We start from the raw sequence: 24,146 nt of genomic DNA on the forward strand, positions 1-24,146 counted from the left end.
TAGCCAATAAGAAGCCATCTCCTTTGTGTTGTTTATAGTAACAAACAAAACAATTTTTGCTCGAGTATATTAATAGTACCTAGTCCTTACTACTAATATACAATTAATTCATTTCCCGTAAAAGCCAAGTAATGATGAATGTGTCTCCTCACTTCATTCACTTGGCTTTATTTTATTTTGTCTTTAAAAAATTCATTTAAATATATAACATACACATTCAGTGCAATAAAAAAACTGATGTAGAACCTCATTAAGGTCCCACACCAGTTCTTTATAATTCTATTATTTCTAGTTACCAAGCAAATAACCCTACAAAACCGGCTGTCATTAATGATACAAGAATACCTGATAACAATAACATTGGAACATATTGAGATACGAAGTCCGAAGTTTTTTTATCAACTATGCCTTTTAACGTTCCAACAATCATACCTATTGTAGAGAAGTTTGCGAATGAAATTAAGAATGTCGTCAGTACTGCACGTCTATGAGGTGAATATGAATCAATTACATCTTTAATTTGCCCCATTACTACAAATTCGTTGGTAACGATTTTCTTAGCCATTTGTTGAGCAACTATCCACGCTTCATCCCACGGTAAACCTAGCAATAAAGCAAATGGATACATGAATACACCTAAGATTTGATCTAAACCAAAGCTTCCTTTGATTCCTATCCAACCAGCTGCAATACTTGTAATTAAGTTAATGATTCGATCGATTAAATCAGACAATGCAACAAAACTAATAACAAATGCAACAATAATTAAAATTAATTTACCTGCATTTAATACTGAGTCTCCCAAGAATGAGAAGAACGGCTGACGCTCTACTTCATTATTTTGAATACTGTAAATAATATCTTCTTTTTCCTTTAATGTAACAGGATTTAATATCGAAGTTATGATAATTGCATTGATAATATTTAATGGAATCGCAGTCAACACCAAATCTCCAGGAACCATAGAAACATATGCACCTACAATAGCACCTGATACAGAACTCATAGACATCATGGCTACAGTTAATACACGAGTTTCTTTCATACGTTTCAGCTGTTCATTAGATACTGCTAACGCTTCTGTATTCCCTAAGAACATCATTTCAATACCAAAGAATGATTCAAATTTAGGTTGGCGTGTAATCTTTGCTAGAACCCAACCAATACCGCCTATAACTTTAGGTAATATATTTAAATACATCAAAATATCAAATAATGGCACCACTAATAGTATTGGAAATAACGCGCTTACTGCCATATCCATTGCACCAGGTTTAACCCAACTTGCAAACGCAAATCCAGTACCTGCGTGTGCAGAATCAATCATCCAAGAAATGCCGTTCGCTAATCCTTGTACGCCGCTTTTCCCCCAAGGAAAATAAATTAAGAACCACGCTAAACATAAGTTTAAAATGACAAGTATTCCAATAGATGTCCACTGTATGTTTTTTCTATTTCTAGAAAACAATACGGCAATCCCTAAGAACACAAATAAACCAATTATGTTAATTACTAAAAACATAATACACCCACCATTTCTATTTTATATCAAGGACAGCAAAGAATTTTTGAAAATAATTCGTCGTTATGTATTAGAAAAGTTAAGGTGAACACATCGTCAATCCAAAATAACTTGCACTCATTTTGAAATCATACTTACTATGTGCACCTTAACCTTTCTATCTATTTAAATAAATATAATTTACAAATATTAATGACCACGCTTCTCATCCAATGCTTCTTTGAATAATTCACAATAATTATAGCATGTATGTACTTTAGTGAAAATAACTATTTCAAAGTTCGATTAACAATCTAAAGTAACCTATAAAAATCATTTAACATACGTGTTTTGACGTGAAAACGAATACATTTAAAGTCTGTTTATTTGTAATTAACATTTTTATTCTGCTAGGTTTTGAGTATTTACAAATTGTTGATATTTTTCATGTGATGCCATTAATTCTTGATGCGTACCTTTCCCAGTGACTTCTCCACCATCTATAAAGATAATTTGTTCTGCTTTTTTAATAGTCGATAGTCTGTGAGCGATAACTACGGTTGTACGATTTTCCATTAATTCTTCTAATGCGTCTTGAATTTTACGTTCACTTTCACTATCTAAATTTGCCGTTGCTTCGTCGAGCAATAAAATATCTGGATTTTTAACAAAGCTTCGTGCGATATCTATACGTTGACGCTGACCACCTGACAGCTTCAATCCTCTCTCTCCGACGAGGGTATCATAGCCGTCATCAAACTGTTCAATAAATTCATGACAATTCGCTAAACGTGCATAATGGATTAATGCTTCATCTGTTACCTCACGATTAATACCATATAAAATATTATCTCTAATCGTACCATTCATTAAAGCGTTAGATTGCATAACATAGCCAATTTTTTCACGCCAATCTACTAAAGATATGTCGTATATTGATTTACCACCATAAGATATATCCCCTTTTTCAATATCATACATTCGTTCGATAATATTAAATATCGTACTCTTACCTGATCCAGACGGACCTACAAACGCAGTTACCTTGCTGTGTGGAATATTAAAAGATACATCTTTTAATATAGGTTTAACCCCGTATTTAAAATCGACATTTTTAAAGGTTAAATCCCCATCTTTAATGACATCTTCTTGCGTTAAATATAATGGCTCTGTTGGCTCTTCCATAATTTCATATATACGACTACTAGCTCCTACAGCCTTTTTATAATCAGTAACTAATGTCGATAAATTGATTAATGGCGTAGACAATTGAATAACATAGAAAATCATGGCAATTAATGTACCTGCCGTAATAGCACCCGTCGATATTCTAATCGCGCCAAAGCCTAATATAATAGCAATAGTTAATAGCATAATCAAACCAGAAATCGGCTGAATAATTGCAGTGATTTTTGCTTGTTTTAAACCTAAAAAATATATTTCTTTTAAGTTTTTATGTGCATTATCTAACTCTAAATGTTCTGTACTTGATATTTTCACTAAACGCATCTCTGTCAACACACGACCAAGCAAGCCACTAAAATTAGCAATTTCTGCCTGTGTTTTTTTAGATATATTTTGCATCACTTTACCTAATGGAATCATAATCAATACAAAAATTGGAATAGTAATGAAGGTCAGTAATGTCATTTTCCAATCCATCACAAATAACATAATTAACGAACCTATAATTGTTAAAATAGAAGGCAATAAATTTGGTAACTTTTGAGAAATAAATTCGTTAATGACTTTAGTATCGTCTGTTAAACGACTCATTAATTGTCCACTTTCGTTTTGATCGAAAAATGGCATTTTCAAATGGATAATATGTTTCCATAAAATCGAACGAATCGCATATATTATTTTTTCGCCAATCTTACTTAATAAATATAACCCTAGTCCACTCAATAAAGCATTCAATATAAATATTGCTATAAATGCAACTACAAAACCCCAATTAAAATTTTCGAATGAAAACTTATCTACAAGTTTACCCGTGAAAAATGGTACAACTAGTCCTGTAATACTTCCTAAAGATGAAATGAGCACAGCAATAATTATAAGCCCTGTTGGCCATGATAATCTTTTAAACAAATAAAATAATGGATTTTTTTGATTCATGTCTGATACCTCTTCTAAAATATTTTCAAAAAATCTTTACTCTGTTTTAAAAGCAGTTAAATGATACATTAATTGAATTTTCCACTTAAATATTTATTATATATTCTCACTACTTATATATAACATATTTTACACAACATTATACATCATAAGCTAGAAATAAAATTTTTAAATAGCACTTCAATATGCTAAAATAAATCTATTATACAAAAATTGAATATGTAAGAAGGAATGTAATTATGAAAAAGTTAGTTCTGACAATTATAACTGCACTCTTTGCCAGTACAATTATAACACCTTTTGCAGATGCCGAAACAGTAACGCCTACTCAAGCAGCAAATCAATATGGTTATAATGTATCTGACAACTATCAGCCTGAGGGCGCAGTTAACATTGCACAATCGGGACAAGTTCTTTATCAATATAATATGAATAAAGAATGGTATCCCGCATCAATGACCAAGCTGATGACGATGTACCTAACACTTGAAGCTATTAAAAAAGGAGATTTATCCTTAAACGATAAGGTTACTATTACAGATGACCATTATCGAATGTCTACCCTACCAGAATTAAGCAATACAAAATTATATCCTGGGGAAACTTATACTATTAAAGAATTGCTACAAATCACTGTTTCAGCTTCTAGTAACGCTGCTGCTTTAATTTTAGCAAATGAAGTATCTGGGAATACTTCTGACTTTACTGATAAGATGAATGAGAAAGCTAAATCTATAGGTATGAAAGATACACACTTCGTTAATCCTACCGGTGCTGAAAATAATCAATTGAAAGATTTTGCACCAAAGAAATACAAAGCTGAGGACAGTACAACATCTACAGCAAAAGATTTCGATATTTTAGCACAACGCACGATTAAAGATACACCTAAAATTTTATATTTTACCAAGCAACTTGCTCCAACTCAACATGGTGTAACCTACTACACCTTCAACCATTCACTTGAAGGTGCAGACATGAGTCTAAAAGGGACTGACGGTTTGAAGACTGGCTCAAGCGATCAAGCAGACTATAATCATACAATTACTACTAAGCGTGATGGATTTAGGATTGTTCAAACCATTATGGGAGCAGGCAATTATGATAATCTCGGTGGAGAAAAACAACGTAATATGATGGGAAACGCATTAATGAATATGTCCTTTGATCAGTACAAATATCAAAAGATATTAGCTAAAGGGGAACATAAGATTAATGGTCATACGTATTTTGTAGAGAAAGACTTTTATGATGTCATCCCACGCGGTTTCACCAAAAAAGATTACAAATTTGTTGTAGAGGATGGTAAAGTACATATTGAATACGACCGTGACTTTATTTCTAGTAAATATGGCCCTCCATCTGTAGATGTTAATAAGCCGCTTGTACACAAAGCGACAACAATTGTAAAATCTTCATGGGATGAACATCCATTATTAACATTAATAGGAACATTGTTTATCATTGCAGCACTCGCCATTGTAATTTTTTTAATCATCGATACCGTTAAAAAAAGAAAAAGAAAAAGTAAATAGAAGTCATCACTCTAGTTCATCATTAAAATGAGCTATATCTAATAACAAGTCAAACAGGCTAATATATAACCATCTTCAATCATAAAAAAGTACACCCCCATTAAAATGGAGGTGTACTTTTTTATGATTGAACTTTCACAATTTTGAACATACTTACTTGTTTAAGTATAAATTCGATGCTGTAATGTCTCACCCATATTATTTTCTAATGTAAGAACACATTATACAATCCATGTGATAAAAACTAGACGCACGATATACTGTGATTTCGAATATCATATTTTACTTTTAAAGCTACTCATTTTACTATTCAAAAAGAATAATCTTTATTTTTCTGAATCGCCATAAAGTTCTTTTTTAATTTTAGTTGTAGAAATACCTTCTGTACGATTTAAATAAGTAACTTCGCATTTATCTTTTAAGAAGTCAAACTCACCTTCCCAATCATGGCCCATAACAAATTTATCTATTTCAAAACGTTCAACATCTATTTCTTTTTGACCCCATCCGCTTTCTGGAATAACAAGATCAACATAACGAATAGATTCTAACATCATTTTTCGTTGTTCATAATTATAATAAGATTTCTTATTTTTAACACGGTTAAATTCATCTGTAGAAAGTGCAACGATTAAATAATCGCCCATTTCTCTGGCTCTTCTTAATAATTCAATATGACCGTAATGTAATAAATCGTACGTTCCATAAGTGATAACACGTTTCATTTTTATTTACTCCTTAACAAAAAATTTATTTTAATTTTACATTTTTAAAAATTATAGCATATTGATACAAAGTTTACGAATTCTGCAAAAATTCATCGTTTCAAATACCGCTTCAACTTCATTTTTCCTCTGAATTTTGCATGTCTCGGTAATATTTCCACTTTAAAACGATAATAGTTAGGTCTGCCTATACCTACGCTCAATAGTGCTTCTCTCCATTGAGTGTAAAGCGATTTAGTCCAGTTGCTACCTCCACGTTCAAGGACACTCACAATTCTAAACAGTGCCTCACCAGAATAATCCGTTGATTGCATCGTTTTAATATATGTGATTATCGTTTGTAATAATTGCTGTGTCATTGCCTTGTGTTTCATCAAATGTGCTTGTAACAAATAACTGACAATTAATTCATCCATACGATAACTATAGTATATTCGTTCTTCAGGTAACAATAAAGTCTCCATAACACGTCTTCTTACATTTATTGCATCTCTTATATAAGTTTCAAATTGCTCTGCCCGTTGATCAGTTACAGAGCCTTCAACTTCATTATAACCGTAAACAATATTTGGTAAAAGCTGTATATCTCTTGCTTTTTTATATGCTTGAATCATAAAATAATGTTCTTCACAAAACACAATATCTTCATCAAATCGTATATCAACATATCGATTACTAAACATTTTACCACCCGGACCGATGGACTGCATGATTTCTGGACATTGCGCTAAACTTACTTTTTCTTGCTTTTGTATAGCATGGTGTGTTGCGATGGTCTGCCATTCACCATTATTCTCTCTAGCTATTTGGCCAATAACGATGTCCACATGCTCATCCTGTTGATAATAATCTGCCATAAAATCAATACGACTTGGTAAAAATTCATCATCTGCATCTAAGAACATAAATACATCACCGGTCATATATGACAGCCCTTTATTTCTACTTGCTGCTGCCCCATGATTTTCTTGATTTATACAGACAATATTTTTATATTCTTTTTGCAACTGTTCTAGAACCATTGCGCTCTCATCAGTAGAGCCATCATTAATACATATAATTTCGTATTGATGTTTGGTATCTACTGAAGCAATAGCTCTACGCAACGTATGTGCTGCATTATATACAGGAATTATTATTGATATTTTCATACTTTCACCATTTTCTCTATATAATTAACGACTTGTTCCAAACTATCTTTACCATTGTATTCATGCCATGACTCAAACAATGGCATGAAAGGTACTGAATCTTCTTTTAATTTTCCTACTAATTGAACTTCGTCATAAACTTTATATTGGCTTGGAATGTTATTATAAAATTCATTTAAACCACGTTCTTTCTCATACCGTTGTTCATCATAAACGTAAAATAATGTAGGTTTATTTAACAGACTCGCTTCTATCGCTAATGAACTATAATCGCTAATAATGATATCTGCCATAATCATTAAAGATTGTAAATCTATTTCTGTTTGATTGTCGCTTGCGATAGATGGATGTAGTTTATTCAACAAAGTATAATGCGGTAATTCTGATTCGAATTTCTCCTTATCAATATCGCGATTAGATTGTTGATGTTCTCGATACGTAGGGACATATATCGCAACCTTGCCCTCTATGCCATATTGAATTTTTAATTCTTGTTGCCTTTTTACAATATCTATAGTGCTATAGGGCACAAGTCTCGGCAAACCTGTTTTTAAGAATTGATCATCTGTTGCTTCAAAAGCATTTTTAAAGCAAGTGGCCATGGCATCTCCCCCAACTAAATATTTATCCGTAGCTTGATACACTTTTCTATACTGATTAACCATATGCTTATTGGATAAATCAACTTGGTGATCTGTCAGCCCGAAATTTTTTAATGCACCTGCAGCATGCCAAGTTTGTATAACGGTCTGATTTGTTTTCTTTTTAAAACCACCTAACATTAAATAATAAGTATCTATAATTATTATTTTAGCTACACTTAACGCCTTTATATGTTTGAAAACTTGTTTGTTTCCTGCAGGTATAAATGTCGCATTTTCAAATGGTTGAATATATCTTCTATTTTCTTCTTTACTGATAACAGTAATTTGATAATCTTTTTTATTTAATGCTTCTATAATTGGTAACACATCTTCTGCAAACGTCATGATTACCGCAATATGATGGTCTTGCACTTTTTTTCCACTATAAATTAAATTTAAAAAACTAATAATAGTCATATAAAGTTTTTTAATTATTTGCCTCAACATTTCCACCGCCAACTTGAATTATGAATTCCATTTCTTATATTATATCTATCTTATAGTTAAAATTATAGAAAAATCCTTTAACGACTCTATGCAAGTCATTAAAGGATATCTATTTAGTCATTTAAAGTTTCATTTATCTACCTAACCAAGAATCTGATTATGCGCCTTACATAAAGTCTGCAAAATGATCTCTGTATCTCATGTGTAAGAAAGAACCTACCATAAATAATAGCAGTATAATACACAAGTTATAGCATGTTAACTCCCAATGTGTAATAAAATACCATTCTTTATGTAACACTGCAGAGCGGTAAGCCTCTGCCAAATAGTATATTGGATTTAATTGCATTACATCTTTAACAATACCTTCTGGTGGTACAATTAAAATAGATGATGCGAAAAACACCATTCTCATTAAAGCCTGAATCGCCTGTTGTGTATCTTTAACTAATACACCTAAAGTAGATGTAAACAAAGCTATGGTTGTTGTGAGAATTAAAGCGAATGGCACATAAAGCAATAACTGCAAAGTATATATCGTTGGATAAAAACCTGATAACATACACAATAAAATGACCACTGCCAATAATGCAATGTGCCCGTAGAACCTACTCATAACGATATATGAAGGTATAATGGACAATGGAAAGTTCATCTTAGCCACTTGATTATATTTCGTCGCTATCGCTTTGGTACCTTCTAAAACACCTTGGTTTACAAAGAACCACATACTAATACCTACAAGTAACCAATAAATAAATGGAACGCCGTCTACTGGACCATTATTTCTAATTCCTAAACCAAATACAAACCAATAAACCATTATCTGTAATGCTGGGTTAATTAATTCCCACGCCATTCCCAAATAGTTATTCGTATTAGAAATTTTTAATTGGAACTGTGCTAACCTTTGAATAAGATAGAAATTTTTTAAATGCTCCTTCAAAACTACCCAAACTGCATTCATTTAACTAAACCACACTTTCAATCGATTTGACTTTATCACTATTTTCTCATGACAATAAAGCATTCAAGTTTAATATACGACTTGCTCCCTATCATAACAACAATTCTTTACTTTCGTAAATTTCCACTATTAGATATGCTATGAATATATTAATCTGTATACTAAAGATGAAAGCAAAAGCTAGTGAAAACAAAATAAAAGTTGTTTTATTTTTTATATTTCCATTTATTTTATCTTTATAGTTGATTTTACATTCTAAATTCAGTAAAATTTAACAACTGTATAAGAGTTGAAATCGTTAAATTGTACTCACTTACTTTACAATAGGTTAATAAATTTAACAACTAATATAATATATAATATACTTAAAGTAACTGTAAATAAGGAAGGTTAAATTATGAATGTATCGGTTAACATTGAACATGTAACTAAAGAGTATCGTATTTATCGTAATAATAAAGAGCGTTTAAAGGATGCTATTGTGCCTTTTCATAAGAACAAAACATTTTACGCTTTAAATGACCTATCTATAAAAGCTTATGAAGGCGATGTCATCGGCCTTGTAGGCATCAATGGTTCTGGGAAATCTACTTTGAGCAATATGATTGGTGGGTCTTTATCACCTACTGAAGGCAATATTCAGCGTGATGGTGACGTTAGCGTTATCGCTATCAATGCCGGCCTAAATGGTCAATTAACTGGCGTCGAAAACATTGAATTTAAAATGCTCTGTATGGGATTCTCAAGAAAAGAAATTAAAGAATTAACACCACAAGTTATTGAATTCAGTGAATTAGGTGAATTTATTTACCAACCGGTTAAAAAATATTCTAGTGGTATGCGCGCAAAATTAGGTTTCTCAATTAACATTACTACAAACCCTGACATCTTAGTTATTGACGAAGCCCTATCTGTTGGTGATCAAACGTTTGCTCAAAAATGTTTAGACAAAATTTTCGAATATAAAGCCCAAGGAAAAACAATTTTCTTTGTAAGCCACAATATGAAACAAGTTCGTGAATTCTGTACTAAAATCGCTTGGATTGAAGGCGGAAAACTCAAACAATATGGGGACTTAGAAGAAGTGTTGCCAGAGTATGAAAAATTCTTAAATGACTTCAAAAAACGTTCAAAAGCTGAACAAAAGAAATTTAGAAGCGAGTTAGACAACTCAAGATTTGTGGTTAAATAAAAGTACATTATCCATATAACTTATCAGATTGATTAAAAGCGTGAATTACAGTTAATATTAACTTGTAATTCACGCTTTTGGTTTTTATTTTTTTATCGCTACTTTAATAACTTTAAAAACAAATTTAGGAATAGATTTTAATCTACCTAACCTTTTCCAATCTATAATTACTCGATAAATCCATTCTATATTTAAACGTCTGAATAGCATCGGTGCTCTTTTTTTAGTTCCGCTAAACACTTCCAGAGCGCCTCCAACGCCCATCAAAACAGTTTGATTAAAACACTCCATATGACGTTCAATCCATTGTTCTTGTCTAGGATACCCCATACCAACAAATATATAATCTGGATTAAAAGATATCACTTGTTCCAATACCCTTTCATCTGAGAAATCAAAAAAGCCATGATGGTAATTAAAATTAATATTAGGATATTTTTGTTCTAATCTTTGTTTCGCTTGTATGACAATATTATTTTTTGCACCTAATAAAAATACATTTTGATGTTTATCGTTAGCGATGTCCAAGCAGCTTTCCATCATTTCAATACCAGGAACACGTTCTTTAAGTGGTGTTCTCAATAATTTAGAGGCTTTAACAACGCCTGTCCCATCAGGAATAACATAATCAGCACGATTAATTAAATTACGATATTCATTATGCTCAGTTGCATAATCTACGATTTCAGGATTAGCAGTAACGATAAATAAATTATCTTTTGCTTCTGATAAGAAAAATTGCTTAATATTTTCTTGCATATCAATTAAAGTGACATTATCAAAATATACTGATAAAATATCAACCTTGTTCAGCTTGTTGCTTTCTGTCATTATGCATATGCTCCTAACTCAATATACCTTATAATTGATTAATCTTTATTTTAATTATTGTAATTTTAACACATGACCCGCTTAACACATATAAAAATGTAATTGTTCAAGGTCTCGCACATAAAATATACATCCAAAGTCTAAATGCTTTCTCATCAACAATACTTTATACTAAACTATATGCAAAAAATATAAAGCTAATGTATACATGCTTTTGAAAATTTAAATCGAGGTTATACTATGACAAAACTACATGAATTTTTCAGTTTTGCTATCCAACTCAATCTTTACTGGGTGATGTTTGTAGCATTACTATACATAATTATTCATAACTACCGCAACAAACCTATAAATCGTATTTTAGATATTTATTTAAATTATATACCAGTGCTCACACACGAATTCGGACATATACTCTTCAATAAAATTAGTGGAGGAAAGGCAAAAGATTTGGTCATTGTAGCTTCTCCTACCGAACGGATGGAAACATCTCAACAAGGATATGCTATTACACAATCAAAACATCGTCTTGGCCAAACTATTACAACTTTTGGTGGTTATGTCATGCCACCACTCATGTTACTACTAGGTTTTTTAGCTATAGATACGCAATACCCTAGCTTATTTATAGCGTCCTACTTATTGATCTTTGTTTATTTTTTAATATTAACTTCACGAAAGTTAGTTCCGATTATTATGGTTATTTTACTTATTATATTGCTTTACTTATTATTTCAAAATGATAGCCACTTCATGATGTCCTATATCTTAACAATCACTTATCATTTCATATTAGCAGTGTTATTAGGCGAAGTCCTACAATCGTCTTGGACTATTTTTAGACTTACTTTTTCACAACAATCTATATCATGGGATGGCAGTACTTTAAAAGAATTAACACATATCCCTACGTTCTTATATAGTATACTTTGGATTGCTATCAATTTATTTACCGTCTATCAACTATTGCTTTCCTATTTTTTTCCTAGCTAAAAAGCATGGTATTTATGTCTCTTACATAAATACCATGCTTTTTCTTGTATTACTATAATCTTCTATGCTTTTATTTCCATTTATAAAAAGTCAACTACAGCTCCACGCTTTCCAAAAGAGCATTTCTATTTTTCTACATATATATGTGCTGCGTTATCATAACTTAAAATAGTGATGTTTTCTTCTTTTTGTACAATAATCACTTTATTCGTATCATCTTTATTAATAAGCGTAATTTCTTCTCCAATTAGAATGTCTTTGCTCGTAAGATAAACTAACAATTCTGTTCGATCTCTCACACGTTTAACCGTTACTTTGTCCCCTGCTTCATATGATAATAAATTCGTTGTATAAATCTCTTTATAATCATTATTACGAGGAATAACACCTCCGTGTGGGCATGTCGTTGGATAATCTAATAACTTATCCAAGCGCTCTACAAACAAATGCGAAACCTTATGTTCTAAAACTTCTGCTTCTTGATGCACTTCTTCCCAATTATATTGCAGAATCTTTATTAAAAATAGTTCTAGTAAACGATGTCGCTTAATAATATCTAATGTATATGTTAAACCTTCCTTAGAAAGTTGTACGCCTTTATACGGTTTTGTTTCTACATATCCCGACTTCTCTAAACGATTTACCATTTCACTGACGGATGGTGGCTTAATGTTTAAATATTGGGATAGTGTCTTATTTGAAACGAAAGAACGGTCACCATCATGCGTTAAAATCGCCTTCAAATAGTCTTCTTTTTCTTCAGTTAGCATTATCTCACCTCTCAACTCATTGTCCTTATTATACCATGAATTGACTTGACACGCTAAAAGTTCATAGTATATGATTAATTAAATTAGGTTAACCTAAAAATTAAATTAAGGAGGGCTAATATGTTAGAAATTAAAGATTTAAATCTCACTTTAGGTAATAAATTGGTCTTACAACATATTAATCTGGACATCCCTATTCAAGGTGAAATCATTGGAATTATGGGGCCAAATGGTGCTGGTAAATCATCACTGCTCAAATCAATTATAGGTGAATTTAAATCGACTGGAACAGCACATTTAAATAGAACCCCTGTCGAAAATGTCTTGAAGTCTATTACCTACATTCCACAAAAAGCACATATCGATTTGGATTTTCCAATTGATGTGGAACATGTCGTTATATCAGGAGCATACAAAGATATTGGGTGGTTTAAATGGGTAAATGCAGAAACTAAAACCAAATTAAATCAATTGATGAAAACTTTGGAATTAGAAGATTTAAGACACCGTCAAATATCTGAATTAAGTGGCGGCCAATTGCAACGTGTACTTGTCGCTCGAGCATTAATGACCGAGAGTACATTATATTTATTGGATGAACCTTTTGTTGGCATTGACTTCCATAGTGAAGAAATCATTATGTCACAATTAAGACAACTAAAAAGAGAAGGAAAGTTACTATTAATCGTTCATCACGATTTATCGAAAGCTGAAACTTATTTTGATCGTGTCATCCTATTAAATAAATCCATTCGCTATTTTGGAGATAGTGTTACCGCCATGAAACCAGAACATTTGAATCATACGTTTTTAAATGCTCCGATTCAAAATAACATGGCTTAAATGCATTAGAAAGGACGTAACTTAACATGGAGTTTTTTAACCATTTATTTGATTATCAATTTTTAAGCAATGCGCTTATTATTTCAATCGTCGTGGGAATCGTATGCGGTACAGTTGGTTGTCTCATCGTACTTAGAGGCCTCTCTCTCATGGGAGATGCTATGAGCCATGCTGTTTTACCAGGTGTTGCCTTATCATTCCTATTCGGCATACCAATGTTTATTGGCGCATTAGTCACGGGCATGATTGCTAGTATTTTTATAGGGTTTATTACCAAAAGTAGTAAAACTAAACCCGATGCTGCCATAGGTATAAGTTTCACTGCTTTTTTAGCAACGGGAGTTATTTTAATTAGCCTTATTAATAGCTCTACAGATTTATATCATATTTTATTTGGTAACTTACTAGCAGTTACACATTCTACGTTTTGGTCAACAATTGTTGTAGGTATCATCGTCATGTTATTAATCATCGTCTTTTACAGACCATTGATGGTATCAACATTTGATCCAATATTTAGTAGAATGAGCGGTTTAAACACTACATTAATACATTATTTTGTAATGCTCTTATTGTCTCTTGTAACAGTTGCTAGCATTCAAACTGTAGGTATTATTTTAGTTGTTGCCTTATTAATCACACCCGCTTCAGCTGCATTTTTAATTGCCAAAAAATTACATACCATGATGATTATTTCAAGTGTTATAAGTACTATTAGCGCTATTGTTGGTCTCTATTTCAGCTATGTATATAACATACCTAGTGGCGCTACAATTGTATTATGTGCATTCTTTATTTACATTATTATTTTTATATGCAATAAATTACAACTTTTCAATAAGAAGGGACAGGTTTCATGAAAAAATTAATATCACTCGCTCTTATTTTATTACTTTTTTTAGGTGCGTGTAGTAATGATAAAAGCGATACATCCTCTAATGAAAAACTAAAAGTAGTTACAACCAATTCTATATTATACGATATGGTCAAACATACAGCTGGAGATAACATTGAAATTCACAGCATTGTTCCAATTGGACAAGATCCTCATGAATACGAGGTGAAACCTAAGGACATTAAAGCTTTAACTGATGCTGACATTGTATTTTACAATGGTTTAAATTTAGAAACAGGTAACGGTTGGTTTAATAAAGCATTGTCTCAAGCAGATAAATCACCTGATGATAGCTCTGTAGTAAAAGTATCTGAAAATGTTAAACCATTATATTTAAATGATGCTGAAGGTGATGCGTCTAAACAAGACCCTCACGCATGGTTAAGCTTAGAAAATGGTATAAAATATGTTGAAAAAATTAGAGATACATTACTAAAGCATGACGAGAAACATGCGGATGATATTCAAGGTCACAGTAAAGATTACATTGCTAAATTAGAAACGCTTAATAAAGAAAGTCACGAAAAATTTAATGACATTCCGAAAAATCAACGTGCCATGATAACAAGTGAAGGTGCCTTTAAATATTTCTCTAAACAGTATGACATTAAACCAGGCTATATTTGGGAAATCAACACTGAAAAACAAGGTACACCTGAACAGATGAAACAAGCCATTGAATTCGTTAAAGATAACAACTTAAAACATTTACTTGTCGAAACAAGTGTAGACCATAAGAGCATGCAAAGTTTAAGCGAAGAAACTAAGAAAGATATCTATGGTGAAGTATTCACTGATTCTATTGGTAAAAAAGGATCTAAAGGAGATTCATACTACGATATGATGAAAGAAAATATCGAAACGATTCACGGCAGTATGAAATAAAAGTTTTAGGCTATTAACCTCACTCGTAGGTGAATAGCCCCATGTCGTACGTTACCCTCCTTAAAACGTACGGCATGGTGGTATTCAAGCCTTATAATCATCTCCCATACTCCATCAACGGTTGGTTCCTCCCCCCGTTGATGGAGTTTTTTAGAGTCAGGAATTTCATCAAATGAAATTCAGTGACACATATATATGACGTAAAAAGGCACTATTTTCTTAAATTATTGATCATACAATGCTTAACATAAAAAAGCAGCTTTCCAATATAGGAAAACTGTTTTTTATGTTTATTTCAAATTTTAATCCGTTAAACTATCAACAATAACCATTTCATCATAATTTATAGCTTCACGTATTTTCAAAGCTGTCACTTCACTTACTTGTTCATCTTCAATAAGTTCATTTAACACACGTCGTTGTTCTTTAAGCGCAGTTAATTTGATTTTTGTTATTGAATTTTCATTTTTAGGATTAAAGAAATTGGATGGCGTTAAATTATCTGTTCGTAACAGATAACTATCACAAATCATACCTATTTCTAGTTTATTATCTTCTGTAGTCTCTTTTGCAAGACGGCTTACTACACGATAATGTACCGTACGCATTACATTTGAAATTTCTTGCAAGTTATCTACAACAGATAAAGAAGAAGCAGCGTTCGTTTTAACTTTATGTTTAATTCTTCTCTTTAACAACATGGCTCGAATTTCAACTTTAATACGCTGTAGCAAAGATGCTTGTTTATATACTTGAGTACGTTCTGAATAACGCATATAGTTATCTAATACGTTCGTAGTAATATCTCCATTCTCAACCAAGCTATTTAAAGTATTATTCTCTACATCGAAAGCTAATTTTTGCAATCGTTGCAATTCTTTCGTGTTTTCATCTTCATTCTCAACTGTTCTTAAGAATGCTAATTTATCATGATAATCTTTAATCACATTCCCATACTGAAAACTAGATTCTACCGTAGAAGCTTGATTTAAACTATCAATTACTTTTTCCAAAATGTAAACACGGGCTTGTTTGAAATTCATGCCTTGTATCTTAGGCTTTTTAGCAGTAGGTGTGACTAAAGGTAATAAAAATTGTGCAACAATCAAACTGATAATCACCATACCTGATGCTATAAAAAGTAAATCGTCTCTAAAAATAAACGAGTGATGATTTGCTAGCATATAGGGTAAAGTCAGTGCTATAGCTAACGAAATCGTTCCATGCACACCACATAATGACATAATAAAAGCATACATCCCTCTTCTCGGTGGTGATTCTGTTGCTTTATCTTCATCTTCATTATGAGAAATCATTTTTTGGAACGGACTGACTGGTAAATAAAAATATGGATATAATACAAAAACCCATAAGAATCTAAATAAATAAATTGCTAATGCAATTAAAAATGTAACGACAATTAAGAATATTAAATTGTGTGGTTCATTTTCGATAATTCTCCCCACTACTTCAGGCACTAAAAAGCCTAAAATTGTAAAGACAAAGCCATTTAAAGCGTATCCCAAAATATTCCAAGTATGATTATAACTCATCTGTAGTCTGGTACGTGCTTGCGCGATACGATCACGTTCAAACCCATGCACTAAACCGGCAACTACAGCGGCAATAATACCTGATGCATGGAACATTTCCGCCACTATATATGTGATGAAAGGTGTGACGAGTTGAATAAATGTAAACATATTTATATTTTCTATGCCACGTCGAGATAAAGTTACCCTAAACCTTACTAACGCAACACCGATTAAGATACCAACTATAAACCCACCAATCGACGAAACAAGAAATTGTTCAACAGCGTTTGCCATTGAAAATGCTCCTGTTACTAGTGCAGCTACAGCAATTTTAAAAGATATGATACCCGCCGCATCATTCAGAAGTGATTCACCCTCTAAAATTGTCATAGAGCCTTTTGGTAAAACTTTCCCATTAGTGATTGCTTGAACAGCTACGGCATCAGTAGGACATAGAATTGCAGCAAGTGCAAAAGCAGCAGCCATAGGTAAATCTGGCCATATCCAATGAACAAATAATCCAACTACAATTACAGTGGTGACCACTAATCCTAACGCCATCATTAATACCGGCTTAATATAACGCCTTAAATGCACACGCGAAACTTTAACTCCTTCCACAAATAGCAATGGCGCAATTAATGCCACCATAAACAATTCAGAATCGAAATTAAATTCGACAGGGACCGGCGTTACATATAACAACACACCTAAAATGATTTGAATGAAAGCTAATGGTACTTTAGGAAGGAAAGTATGCACAAAGGAGCTAGCGATGACTAACGCTAAAAAAACAAGAATCGTTTCAAATATTTGCAAGGTTTCACCTCTTTTCAACTAAATTATTTGTTTCATAATTGTTGAGGTTGAAACATAAATTAAACTGTCTTCTAATGAACATAATGTGTCCCAAACCCTTATAGATTATTTACAAACAGCTTTAGGGTTTACTGTTCGACTAATAATTTAAAAATTAACACAATTACAAATATATATTATTTTATCATTTTTTTACCCACTTCTTAAATGTATTGCACTTCTCAAGTGGTATTTTTTAAAATTATTAAAGTTAAACCATTACATTCAACTCGTTATACCTTTACTATTTAATAATAAAAATGCAACTTTCTTTATGGTGTGAAATTACACATTTATTCTCGCCTAAAAAATATCCCCTCAACAAAGTGCGCACTTTTGAGTGTCAACCTTGGTGAGAGGATTGTGATTTCCAATCATTTATAGTCTATGTGTTAATAATCCTGCTCTTTTTCATATGTTTCACGTCTACGTTTTTCCCTATCTTGTGCACGTTTTTTCAATTGATCGAATGTATTATTCTCAGTGGAACTTAATAGAATATTGGTTTGTCTCGGTGCATCACTTTTGCGATACATATAAGCGCCTGTACGATAAGCAGCACGTGAGATCAAATGCCCTCCAACTGGTGCTGTTAAATTAATGAACACTAACGCTAAAATTAATCTTACACTCAAATAGCCCTGTGAAGAAATAAAATAAATAATAACGCCTACTAACGTTAACAAAACCGAAAGCGTAGAACTTTTTGTCGATGCATGACTTCGTAGAAACACATCTTGGAACTTAATCAATCCAATCGCACTGATTAGCGCTATAATACTTCCTAAAAACATCATAAATGCAGCTAATAAATTAACGATTTCGCTTGTTATTTGCATTGAACACGTGTCCCCCTTCTATATATCTGGAAATTGACACGGAACTAACAAATGAAATGATAGCAATAAGTAAAATTGAATCTAGGAATGAAAATGTCCCGTATACAATACTTAACACACCTACAATTGACATAAGAATTGCACTTGCTGTATCAAATGCTACGACTCTATCTGCAGTTGTGGGGCCTTTAATTAACCTGAACAACGTTAATAATAATGCTATTCCAAATATGATTAAGGCACTTGTAATGAAAAAATCAATAAGAGATTCTATCATTCTGTCACCTCCAATATGAGTCCTTCGTATTGTCTAATACTTTTTAGCAATTTTTGTTTTTCTTTATCTGAAACATCAATAGCATGTATGAAGAACTTTTGCTTCTTCTTCGATATTCTTATAACTGTGGACCCTGGAGTAATTATAATTAATATTGTTAAAAATGAAACTTCCCAGTCACTATCTAACTTTGTTTCATATGTTACTAAACCTGGATTTAAATCCTTTGTTTTAAATAATATATAGTTAATTGTAGTAATACTAGATGTAATTAATTGGTACAGGTAGACCGCTAAAAACTTAATTGCTACCCAAACTTTTTTCAAATAAAATTGTTGCCCAAAAAAGCGATGTAATATATAAATAACTAACAATCCAATAAGATAGCCAGCGAAGAAGGTAGATGCTTTAAAAGAGTCTTCATCTTGAAATAAAACCCACAAAAAAGCAATGACAATATTAAGTAAGACTTGTCTCATTATTTAGCCTCCTTCTTCAAATGAGGATTAACCGCTTTTTCATAGCGTCCATCATCCATATTTAAGTGTGTAGCATTATCCGTAACTTTAAATATAAGTGGTGCTATAATACCCATTGCTAATACTGTGCCTACTAAAATAGCTATGAGACTCTTACGATAGACAGGAATAGCTTTAAATATTTTTTCTTCGCCTTTTTTTTCATTGCCTAAATACATCACGAAAAATACACGGAATAAACTGAACATCGCAATGAGACTGGTAATAATCATTAACGCTAGCCCTATATAATTACCATTTTCAATCGCACCTTTAAATATAAATACTTTTCCTGGAAAACCACTAAATGGTGGCACGCCGCCAATAGCTAATATCATAATCACAAAAGCTACACCAAAAAACGGCTCTTGTTTGGCTAAACCATGTAAATGTCTATATTGTCTGTATCCAGTAACATAAACTAAACTTCCTATAAGAAAGAACAATAGCGTCTTAACGACCATATCGTTAGCTAAATAAAATATTGCCCCATTTACGCCTGCATAAGTATTTGAACCTAGCCCCAATATAATAAAACCAATTGATAGAATGACTTGGTATGCAGCAATTTTTTTAATATCTTTATAAGCAAGTACACCAAATGCACCAATTAACATTGTAATACAAGATAAAAATACGAGCAGTGGATGTGTTATACCATCATGTTCATCAAATATTAATGTAAAGAAACGAATCAAGGCATAAGCCCCCACTTTAGTCATTAATGAAGCGAATAGTGCCGCTAGCTCAGTATTAAGTACTGCATAAGCTTTAGGAAGCCACATAAAGAGTACTAAAGCTGCCTTCGCACCAAATGCGATAAGGAAGACCATAGATACAATAACAATCGAACTTTGATTATCCATTTCACCTATTCTTTGGGCTACTAATGCAAAGTTTAATGTACCTGTTAATTTATACAATAGTCCAATACCTAAAAGTAAAAGCCACGATCCTAATATATTTAAAACAACATATATGATAGCTGCACGTAACTGTTCTACTGATTGTCCTAATGTAATTAATACAAAAGACGCTAATAACATCACTTCAAACATTACATATACGTTAAATAAATCTGCTGTTAAAAATGAACCAATGACACCAACTGTTAAGAATAAAATAAAACTTGGTAAGTAGTAACGGATCGCCCTTTTTTCTGCTCTCCCAAAACCATACGCCATGATTAACGTTACAACAAAACTCGAAGTCGTTACCATTAACAAACTTAACGAATCTCCTACAAACTGAATGCCAAACGGCGCCTTCCATCCTCCAAAGTCTAAAGCAATAGGCTTATTGTACATCACATAAACAAGTAATAATAATGAAATTATCGTACTCACTGCCATGGTACCAATTGAAAAAATTCTAGATAATCTACTTTGTGTACGTATGAAGACTAGCGCTAAAGCGCACACTGCAGGTAGAAGTAATGGCAAAATCAACAAATTACTCATCATCATTGTCATCATCACCTCTCAACACATCAATTTCGTCTTCTTTTGTAACACGGTATGTCCTATATACAAGAACTAATAAAAAGGCAGTCATAGCAAACCCAATGACTATTGCCGTTAGTACAATAGCTTGTAATAAGGGATCAACAAAATGTTCGTTCCCCTCTCCAATTAATGGTTCAGACATATTTTTACCATAGTGTCCCATACTCATAATAATTAAGTTACCTGCATGGGTAAATATCGAAATACCTATTACAATACGGATTAAATTGACCGATAATATCATATACGTTCCAATAAATATTAAGAAGCCAATGACTAATAATAAGATTAAATTCATGAGCGACCACCACTAATGGACAGCATTACTGTTACAACTACACCTACAACAGCTAATACGATTCCCGCTTCAAATAGCGTAACCGTCGTTAGATGTACTTCCCCTAAAATTGGTAATTGTACATGTGCATCTGTTTGGTAAAGGAACGGTTTACCAAAAAACATAGGTATAACTGCTGTAGCAAATGATACTAAAGATCCTGTAATCATTAATATTCTAAAATCTAGTGGTAAAGATACTAACACTTGCTTAACATCGAAGGCCAAGAACATCAATAGGAAGGCTGAACTAAATACGAGACCACCAATAAAGCCTCCTCCAGGATTATTATGTCCTGCTAAAAACAAGTAAAACCCAAAAGTTAATAATATAAATACAACAATTTTGGTTACCGTTCGTAATACTACATCATTCTCTTTCATCTTGACCCCTCCTATCTTTAAAGTTAAGTAATGTATAAATACCTAAACCAGCAATAATAAGTACCAGTCCTTCAAACAATGTATCTAAAGCACGGAAATCTCCAAGTATCGCATTCACTATATTTTTACCACCTGCTAATTTATATGCATCATGATAAAACGTTGATATCGTAGGCATTGAATCACTTTGTTGTGCAATAAATACAAGCGTCACGACGATAACTGCCATCATCAGTGAAACAACAATCTTCACTGCTTCACGTTTCTTATGTACTTTTGTACGCGGCACGTTTGGCAACCTTGAAAAACTGACGATAAATAATATGGTAGTAATTGTTTCTACAACCAGTTGTGTCAATGCTAAATCAGGTGCTTTCATTAATATGAAGAAAATGGTTACACAATAACCGATAATACCATTTAGTATAACCATCGTTAAACGTTGACGAATAAATGTTAAAGCTATTCCTAGAACGAATACAACGATGAGGGTAATGACTTCCAGTGGTCCAAACTCACTTACATGAATTTGATGCACTTCTGGAAATCCTGCTTCAATAATGCCGTAAGTTACAATCATTATAAAAATCAATAGTGTTAACGTGATGTAATGATTTAAACGGTTATTCATCAATGCACGAATACTATATCCTGAATAATGTTCGAAATGTTTATATGAACCTAAGTAAATTTCCGTAATTGATTTCACTTTAATATGATTGGCATATTGTTTCCAATCTATTTTAAGTGCTGCTATAAAACCAACTATAATTACGATAGCACTTAACATTAAGGGTAAATTGAAACCATGCCATTGTGAAATATGTGGCGCTAATCCATCTACATTTTCTCCAATTGTGATACTTCGTAATGCCGGTAGAATGATCGATTCTCCAAATAGATTGGGGATGAAAAAAATCACCGGCAACAAAATCATCATAATTGCAGAAGGTAGTGTGAATAAGAATGGTTCGTGTGGCGATTTTAAAGGTAGATCTGCTTGTTGAGGATCCCCCCAGAAAACTTCTTTAATCATATAAACAGCATAGATTAACGTAAATATGCTCGCCACTACCCCAATCACTGTGATAATTATAGTAAGTATCATATTGAACTGTGGTAATTCATTTGTACTAACTAAACTTTCAAAAAACATTTCTTTACTTAAGAATCCATTTAGAAAAGGTATACCCGCCATAGATAATGCAGAAAGTAACATGACTATATGTGTTATAGGAAATACCTTTCTTAACCCTGATAATCTTCGAATATCTCGTGTACCTGTTTCATGATCTATGATTCCGACCCCCATAAATAATGCACCTTTATAGAGCGCATGATTCATAAGGTGAAATAATGCTGCAAATAGTATTAATCCATAGACCTTAGAAGCTTCACCAGAGGGGTGTTGTGCAAATCCTCCACCAAGACCTACCATTGATACAATCATTCCTAGTTGGCTAATTGTAGAGTAGGCTAATATTCCCTTCAAATCGAACTGGCGAGTAGCGTTAATTGCACCAAATATCATTGTTATTAGACCAACAAATGTAACACAGTAAATGTAGAAATCACTCAACCCCAACACTGGCGTAAATCTAAATAGTAAAAAAATACCTGCTTTAACCATTGTAGCTGAATGTAAGTATGCACTTACCGGTGTCGGTGCTGCCATGGCCTTAGGAAGCCAAATATGAAATGGAAATTGTGCAGATTTTGTAAATGCTCCTAATAAGATCATGATAATAATAGGAATAAATAAATTACTTTGTGCTATTTTATCACTTTGTCCTATAATTTCAGAAATTGAATTGGTTCCGGTCACTATATAAATCATTATAAATCCAGCTAATAAGGCAAGACCACCAAATACTGTAATCATAAATGATTGTATAGCACCAAATTGACTTTCTCCCTTATTGTACCAATACGCGATAAGTAAGAATGAAGATACACTCGTTAATTCCCAAAATACATACATAAGTATTGTGTTATTAGAAGTTACAACACCTATCATACTGAACATAAATAATAATAAGTAGATATAAAAACGTGGTAAGTTATCATGTTCTTTAGATAAATATTGTGTCGCATAATAAAAAACTGCTAAACCGATCAATGATATTAATAAACTAAAAAATAAGCTTAAACCATCAACTCTAAAATCAATATTAATATCTAATAGCGTAAGCCATGGGATTTGAACCGTTACGAAATGTCCTTGCATAACTCGTGGTATTTGCCACAAAAAGTATATTGATGAAATAATTGGTGCTATCAATACAAATTGCCCGACATATTGTTGTAACTTGTGATTTGTTAACGTAAATAATAGTAAAATCATTATGAGTAACAAAGCACTAAGCAGATATACTAAGCTCATCCTATTCCTCC

The 24,146-nt window shown here is 32.4% G+C and carries 22 protein-coding genes; 6 read left to right on the forward strand and 16 right to left on the reverse strand.

Annotation, left to right across the window (positions count from 1 at the left end; translation table 11 throughout):
• Window positions 1-292 precede the first annotated feature (292 nt).
• Both QMO72_RS11080 and QMO72_RS11085 read right to left on the reverse strand, forming a co-directional pair.
• The gene (locus QMO72_RS11080) at window positions 293-1,522 is read right to left on the reverse strand and encodes a NupC/NupG family nucleoside CNT transporter (RefSeq protein ID WP_046837101.1); all 1,230 of its coding nucleotides are present in this window, start codon (window positions 1,520-1,522) and stop codon (window positions 293-295) included.
• A gap of 381 nt (window positions 1,523-1,903) precedes the next feature.
• On the reverse strand, window positions 1,904-3,622 hold the full coding sequence (locus QMO72_RS11085; RefSeq protein ID WP_103267689.1) for an ABC transporter ATP-binding protein: 1,719 nt from the start codon (window positions 3,620-3,622) through the stop codon (window positions 1,904-1,906).
• A 239-nt stretch (window positions 3,623-3,861) separates the two neighbouring features.
• On the opposite strand from QMO72_RS11085, the gene pbp4 reads away from it, so the two are divergent.
• Entirely contained in the window at window positions 3,862-5,157 is a 1,296-nt protein-coding gene (gene pbp4, locus QMO72_RS11090) for a penicillin-binding protein PBP4 (RefSeq protein WP_103267690.1), read from the forward strand.
• A 326-nt stretch (window positions 5,158-5,483) separates the two neighbouring features.
• Here the strand turns inward: pbp4 and tagD are convergent, their stop codons facing one another.
• The 4 genes from tagD to QMO72_RS11110 form a co-directional block, all read right to left on the reverse strand.
• Complete coding sequence (gene tagD, locus QMO72_RS11095; protein ID WP_069823508.1) at window positions 5,484-5,882, reverse strand: glycerol-3-phosphate cytidylyltransferase; 399 nt, start codon at window positions 5,880-5,882, stop codon at window positions 5,484-5,486.
• 92 nt (window positions 5,883-5,974) lie between these two features.
• Window positions 5,975-7,033, reverse strand: a complete 1,059-nt coding sequence (locus QMO72_RS11100; RefSeq protein WP_103267691.1) for a glycosyltransferase family 2 protein — start codon at window positions 7,031-7,033, stop codon at window positions 5,975-5,977.
• Complete coding sequence (gene tarB, locus QMO72_RS11105) at window positions 7,030-8,121, reverse strand: teichoic acid glycerol-phosphate primase TarB (RefSeq protein ID WP_103267692.1); 1,092 nt, start codon at window positions 8,119-8,121, stop codon at window positions 7,030-7,032. The genes QMO72_RS11100 and tarB overlap by 4 nt, the downstream gene beginning before the upstream one ends.
• A 169-nt stretch (window positions 8,122-8,290) precedes the next feature.
• Window positions 8,291-9,091 carry an ABC transporter permease gene (locus tag QMO72_RS11110; RefSeq protein ID WP_046837095.1) on the reverse strand — a complete coding sequence of 267 codons (801 nt, stop codon included), beginning with the start codon at window positions 9,089-9,091 and terminating at the stop codon, window positions 8,291-8,293.
• Window positions 9,092-9,488: 397 nt separating this feature from the next.
• On the opposite strand from QMO72_RS11110, the gene tagH reads away from it, so the two are divergent.
• A complete protein-coding gene (gene tagH / locus QMO72_RS11115; protein ID WP_103266354.1) occupies window positions 9,489-10,283 on the forward strand; it encodes a teichoic acids export ABC transporter ATP-binding subunit TagH in 795 nt (264 codons plus the stop codon).
• An 84-nt stretch (window positions 10,284-10,367) separates the two neighbouring features.
• On the opposite strand, the gene tarA is transcribed toward tagH, so the two are convergent.
• On the reverse strand, window positions 10,368-11,114 hold the full coding sequence (gene tarA, locus QMO72_RS11120) for an N-acetylglucosaminyldiphosphoundecaprenol N-acetyl-beta-D-mannosaminyltransferase TarA (RefSeq protein WP_103266353.1): 747 nt from the start codon (window positions 11,112-11,114) through the stop codon (window positions 10,368-10,370).
• Between the two features lie 240 nt (window positions 11,115-11,354).
• Here tarA and QMO72_RS11125 point away from each other — a divergent pair, with 240 nt between their 5' ends.
• Window positions 11,355-12,107 (forward strand): M50 family metallopeptidase, encoded by a 753-nt coding sequence (locus QMO72_RS11125; protein ID WP_103266352.1) that lies wholly within the window; start codon window positions 11,355-11,357, stop codon window positions 12,105-12,107.
• A gap of 125 nt (window positions 12,108-12,232) precedes the next feature.
• On the opposite strand, the gene QMO72_RS11130 is transcribed toward QMO72_RS11125, so the two are convergent.
• On the reverse strand, window positions 12,233-12,877 hold the full coding sequence (locus QMO72_RS11130) for a metal-dependent transcriptional regulator (RefSeq protein WP_073504939.1): 645 nt from the start codon (window positions 12,875-12,877) through the stop codon (window positions 12,233-12,235).
• A 120-nt stretch (window positions 12,878-12,997) separates the two neighbouring features.
• Here QMO72_RS11130 and QMO72_RS11135 point away from each other — a divergent pair, with 120 nt between their 5' ends.
• Genes QMO72_RS11135 through mntC form a run of 3 tightly spaced genes read left to right on the forward strand, consistent with a single transcriptional unit; the run spans window position 12,998 to window position 15,500 of the window.
• A complete protein-coding gene (locus tag QMO72_RS11135) occupies window positions 12,998-13,720 on the forward strand; it encodes a metal ABC transporter ATP-binding protein (protein ID WP_103266351.1) in 723 nt (240 codons plus the stop codon).
• A gap of 26 nt (window positions 13,721-13,746) precedes the next feature.
• Window positions 13,747-14,580, forward strand: coding sequence for a metal ABC transporter permease (locus tag QMO72_RS11140; protein WP_046837089.1), 834 nt, complete (start codon window positions 13,747-13,749; stop codon window positions 14,578-14,580).
• The gene (gene mntC / locus QMO72_RS11145) at window positions 14,577-15,500 is read left to right on the forward strand and encodes a manganese ABC transporter substrate-binding lipoprotein MntC (protein WP_103266350.1); all 924 of its coding nucleotides are present in this window, start codon (window positions 14,577-14,579) and stop codon (window positions 15,498-15,500) included. Before QMO72_RS11140 ends, mntC begins: the two co-directional genes overlap by 4 nt.
• A gap of 302 nt (window positions 15,501-15,802) precedes the next feature.
• Here the strand turns inward: mntC and QMO72_RS11150 are convergent, their stop codons facing one another.
• From QMO72_RS11150 to QMO72_RS11185, 8 genes are all read right to left on the reverse strand, one after another.
• Complete coding sequence (locus QMO72_RS11150; RefSeq protein WP_103266349.1) at window positions 15,803-17,854, reverse strand: cation:proton antiporter; 2,052 nt, start codon at window positions 17,852-17,854, stop codon at window positions 15,803-15,805.
• 431 nt (window positions 17,855-18,285) lie between these two features.
• The gene (locus tag QMO72_RS11155) at window positions 18,286-18,732 is read right to left on the reverse strand and encodes a Na+/H+ antiporter subunit G (RefSeq protein WP_046837086.1); all 447 of its coding nucleotides are present in this window, start codon (window positions 18,730-18,732) and stop codon (window positions 18,286-18,288) included.
• The gene (gene mnhF2 / locus QMO72_RS11160; protein ID WP_046837085.1) at window positions 18,707-19,009 is read right to left on the reverse strand and encodes a Na+/H+ antiporter Mnh2 subunit F; all 303 of its coding nucleotides are present in this window, start codon (window positions 19,007-19,009) and stop codon (window positions 18,707-18,709) included. Before mnhF2 ends, QMO72_RS11155 begins: the two co-directional genes overlap by 26 nt.
• Window positions 19,006-19,488: a Na+/H+ antiporter Mnh2 subunit E gene (mnhE2, locus tag QMO72_RS11165; RefSeq protein WP_069823499.1), complete on the reverse strand. Its 483-nt coding sequence runs from the start codon at window positions 19,486-19,488 to the stop codon at window positions 19,006-19,008. Before mnhE2 ends, mnhF2 begins: the two co-directional genes overlap by 4 nt.
• Complete coding sequence (gene mnhD2, locus QMO72_RS11170; RefSeq protein WP_199196652.1) at window positions 19,488-20,990, reverse strand: Na+/H+ antiporter Mnh2 subunit D; 1,503 nt, start codon at window positions 20,988-20,990, stop codon at window positions 19,488-19,490. The genes mnhE2 and mnhD2 overlap by 1 nt, the downstream gene beginning before the upstream one ends.
• Window positions 20,980-21,330: a Na+/H+ antiporter Mnh2 subunit C gene (mnhC2, locus tag QMO72_RS11175; RefSeq protein WP_069823498.1), complete on the reverse strand. Its 351-nt coding sequence runs from the start codon at window positions 21,328-21,330 to the stop codon at window positions 20,980-20,982. Before mnhC2 ends, mnhD2 begins: the two co-directional genes overlap by 11 nt.
• A complete protein-coding gene (gene mnhB2, locus QMO72_RS11180) occupies window positions 21,327-21,752 on the reverse strand; it encodes a Na+/H+ antiporter Mnh2 subunit B (protein ID WP_046837082.1) in 426 nt (141 codons plus the stop codon). Before mnhB2 ends, mnhC2 begins: the two co-directional genes overlap by 4 nt.
• The gene (locus QMO72_RS11185) at window positions 21,739-24,135 is read right to left on the reverse strand and encodes a DUF4040 family protein (protein ID WP_103267678.1); all 2,397 of its coding nucleotides are present in this window, start codon (window positions 24,133-24,135) and stop codon (window positions 21,739-21,741) included. The genes mnhB2 and QMO72_RS11185 overlap by 14 nt, the downstream gene beginning before the upstream one ends.
• Window positions 24,136-24,146: the final 11 nt, after the last annotated feature.

Origin of the sequence: Staphylococcus casei (assembly GCF_030294405.1) — a bacterium.
Classification (GTDB): Bacteria; Bacillota; Bacilli; order Staphylococcales; family Staphylococcaceae; genus Staphylococcus; species Staphylococcus succinus.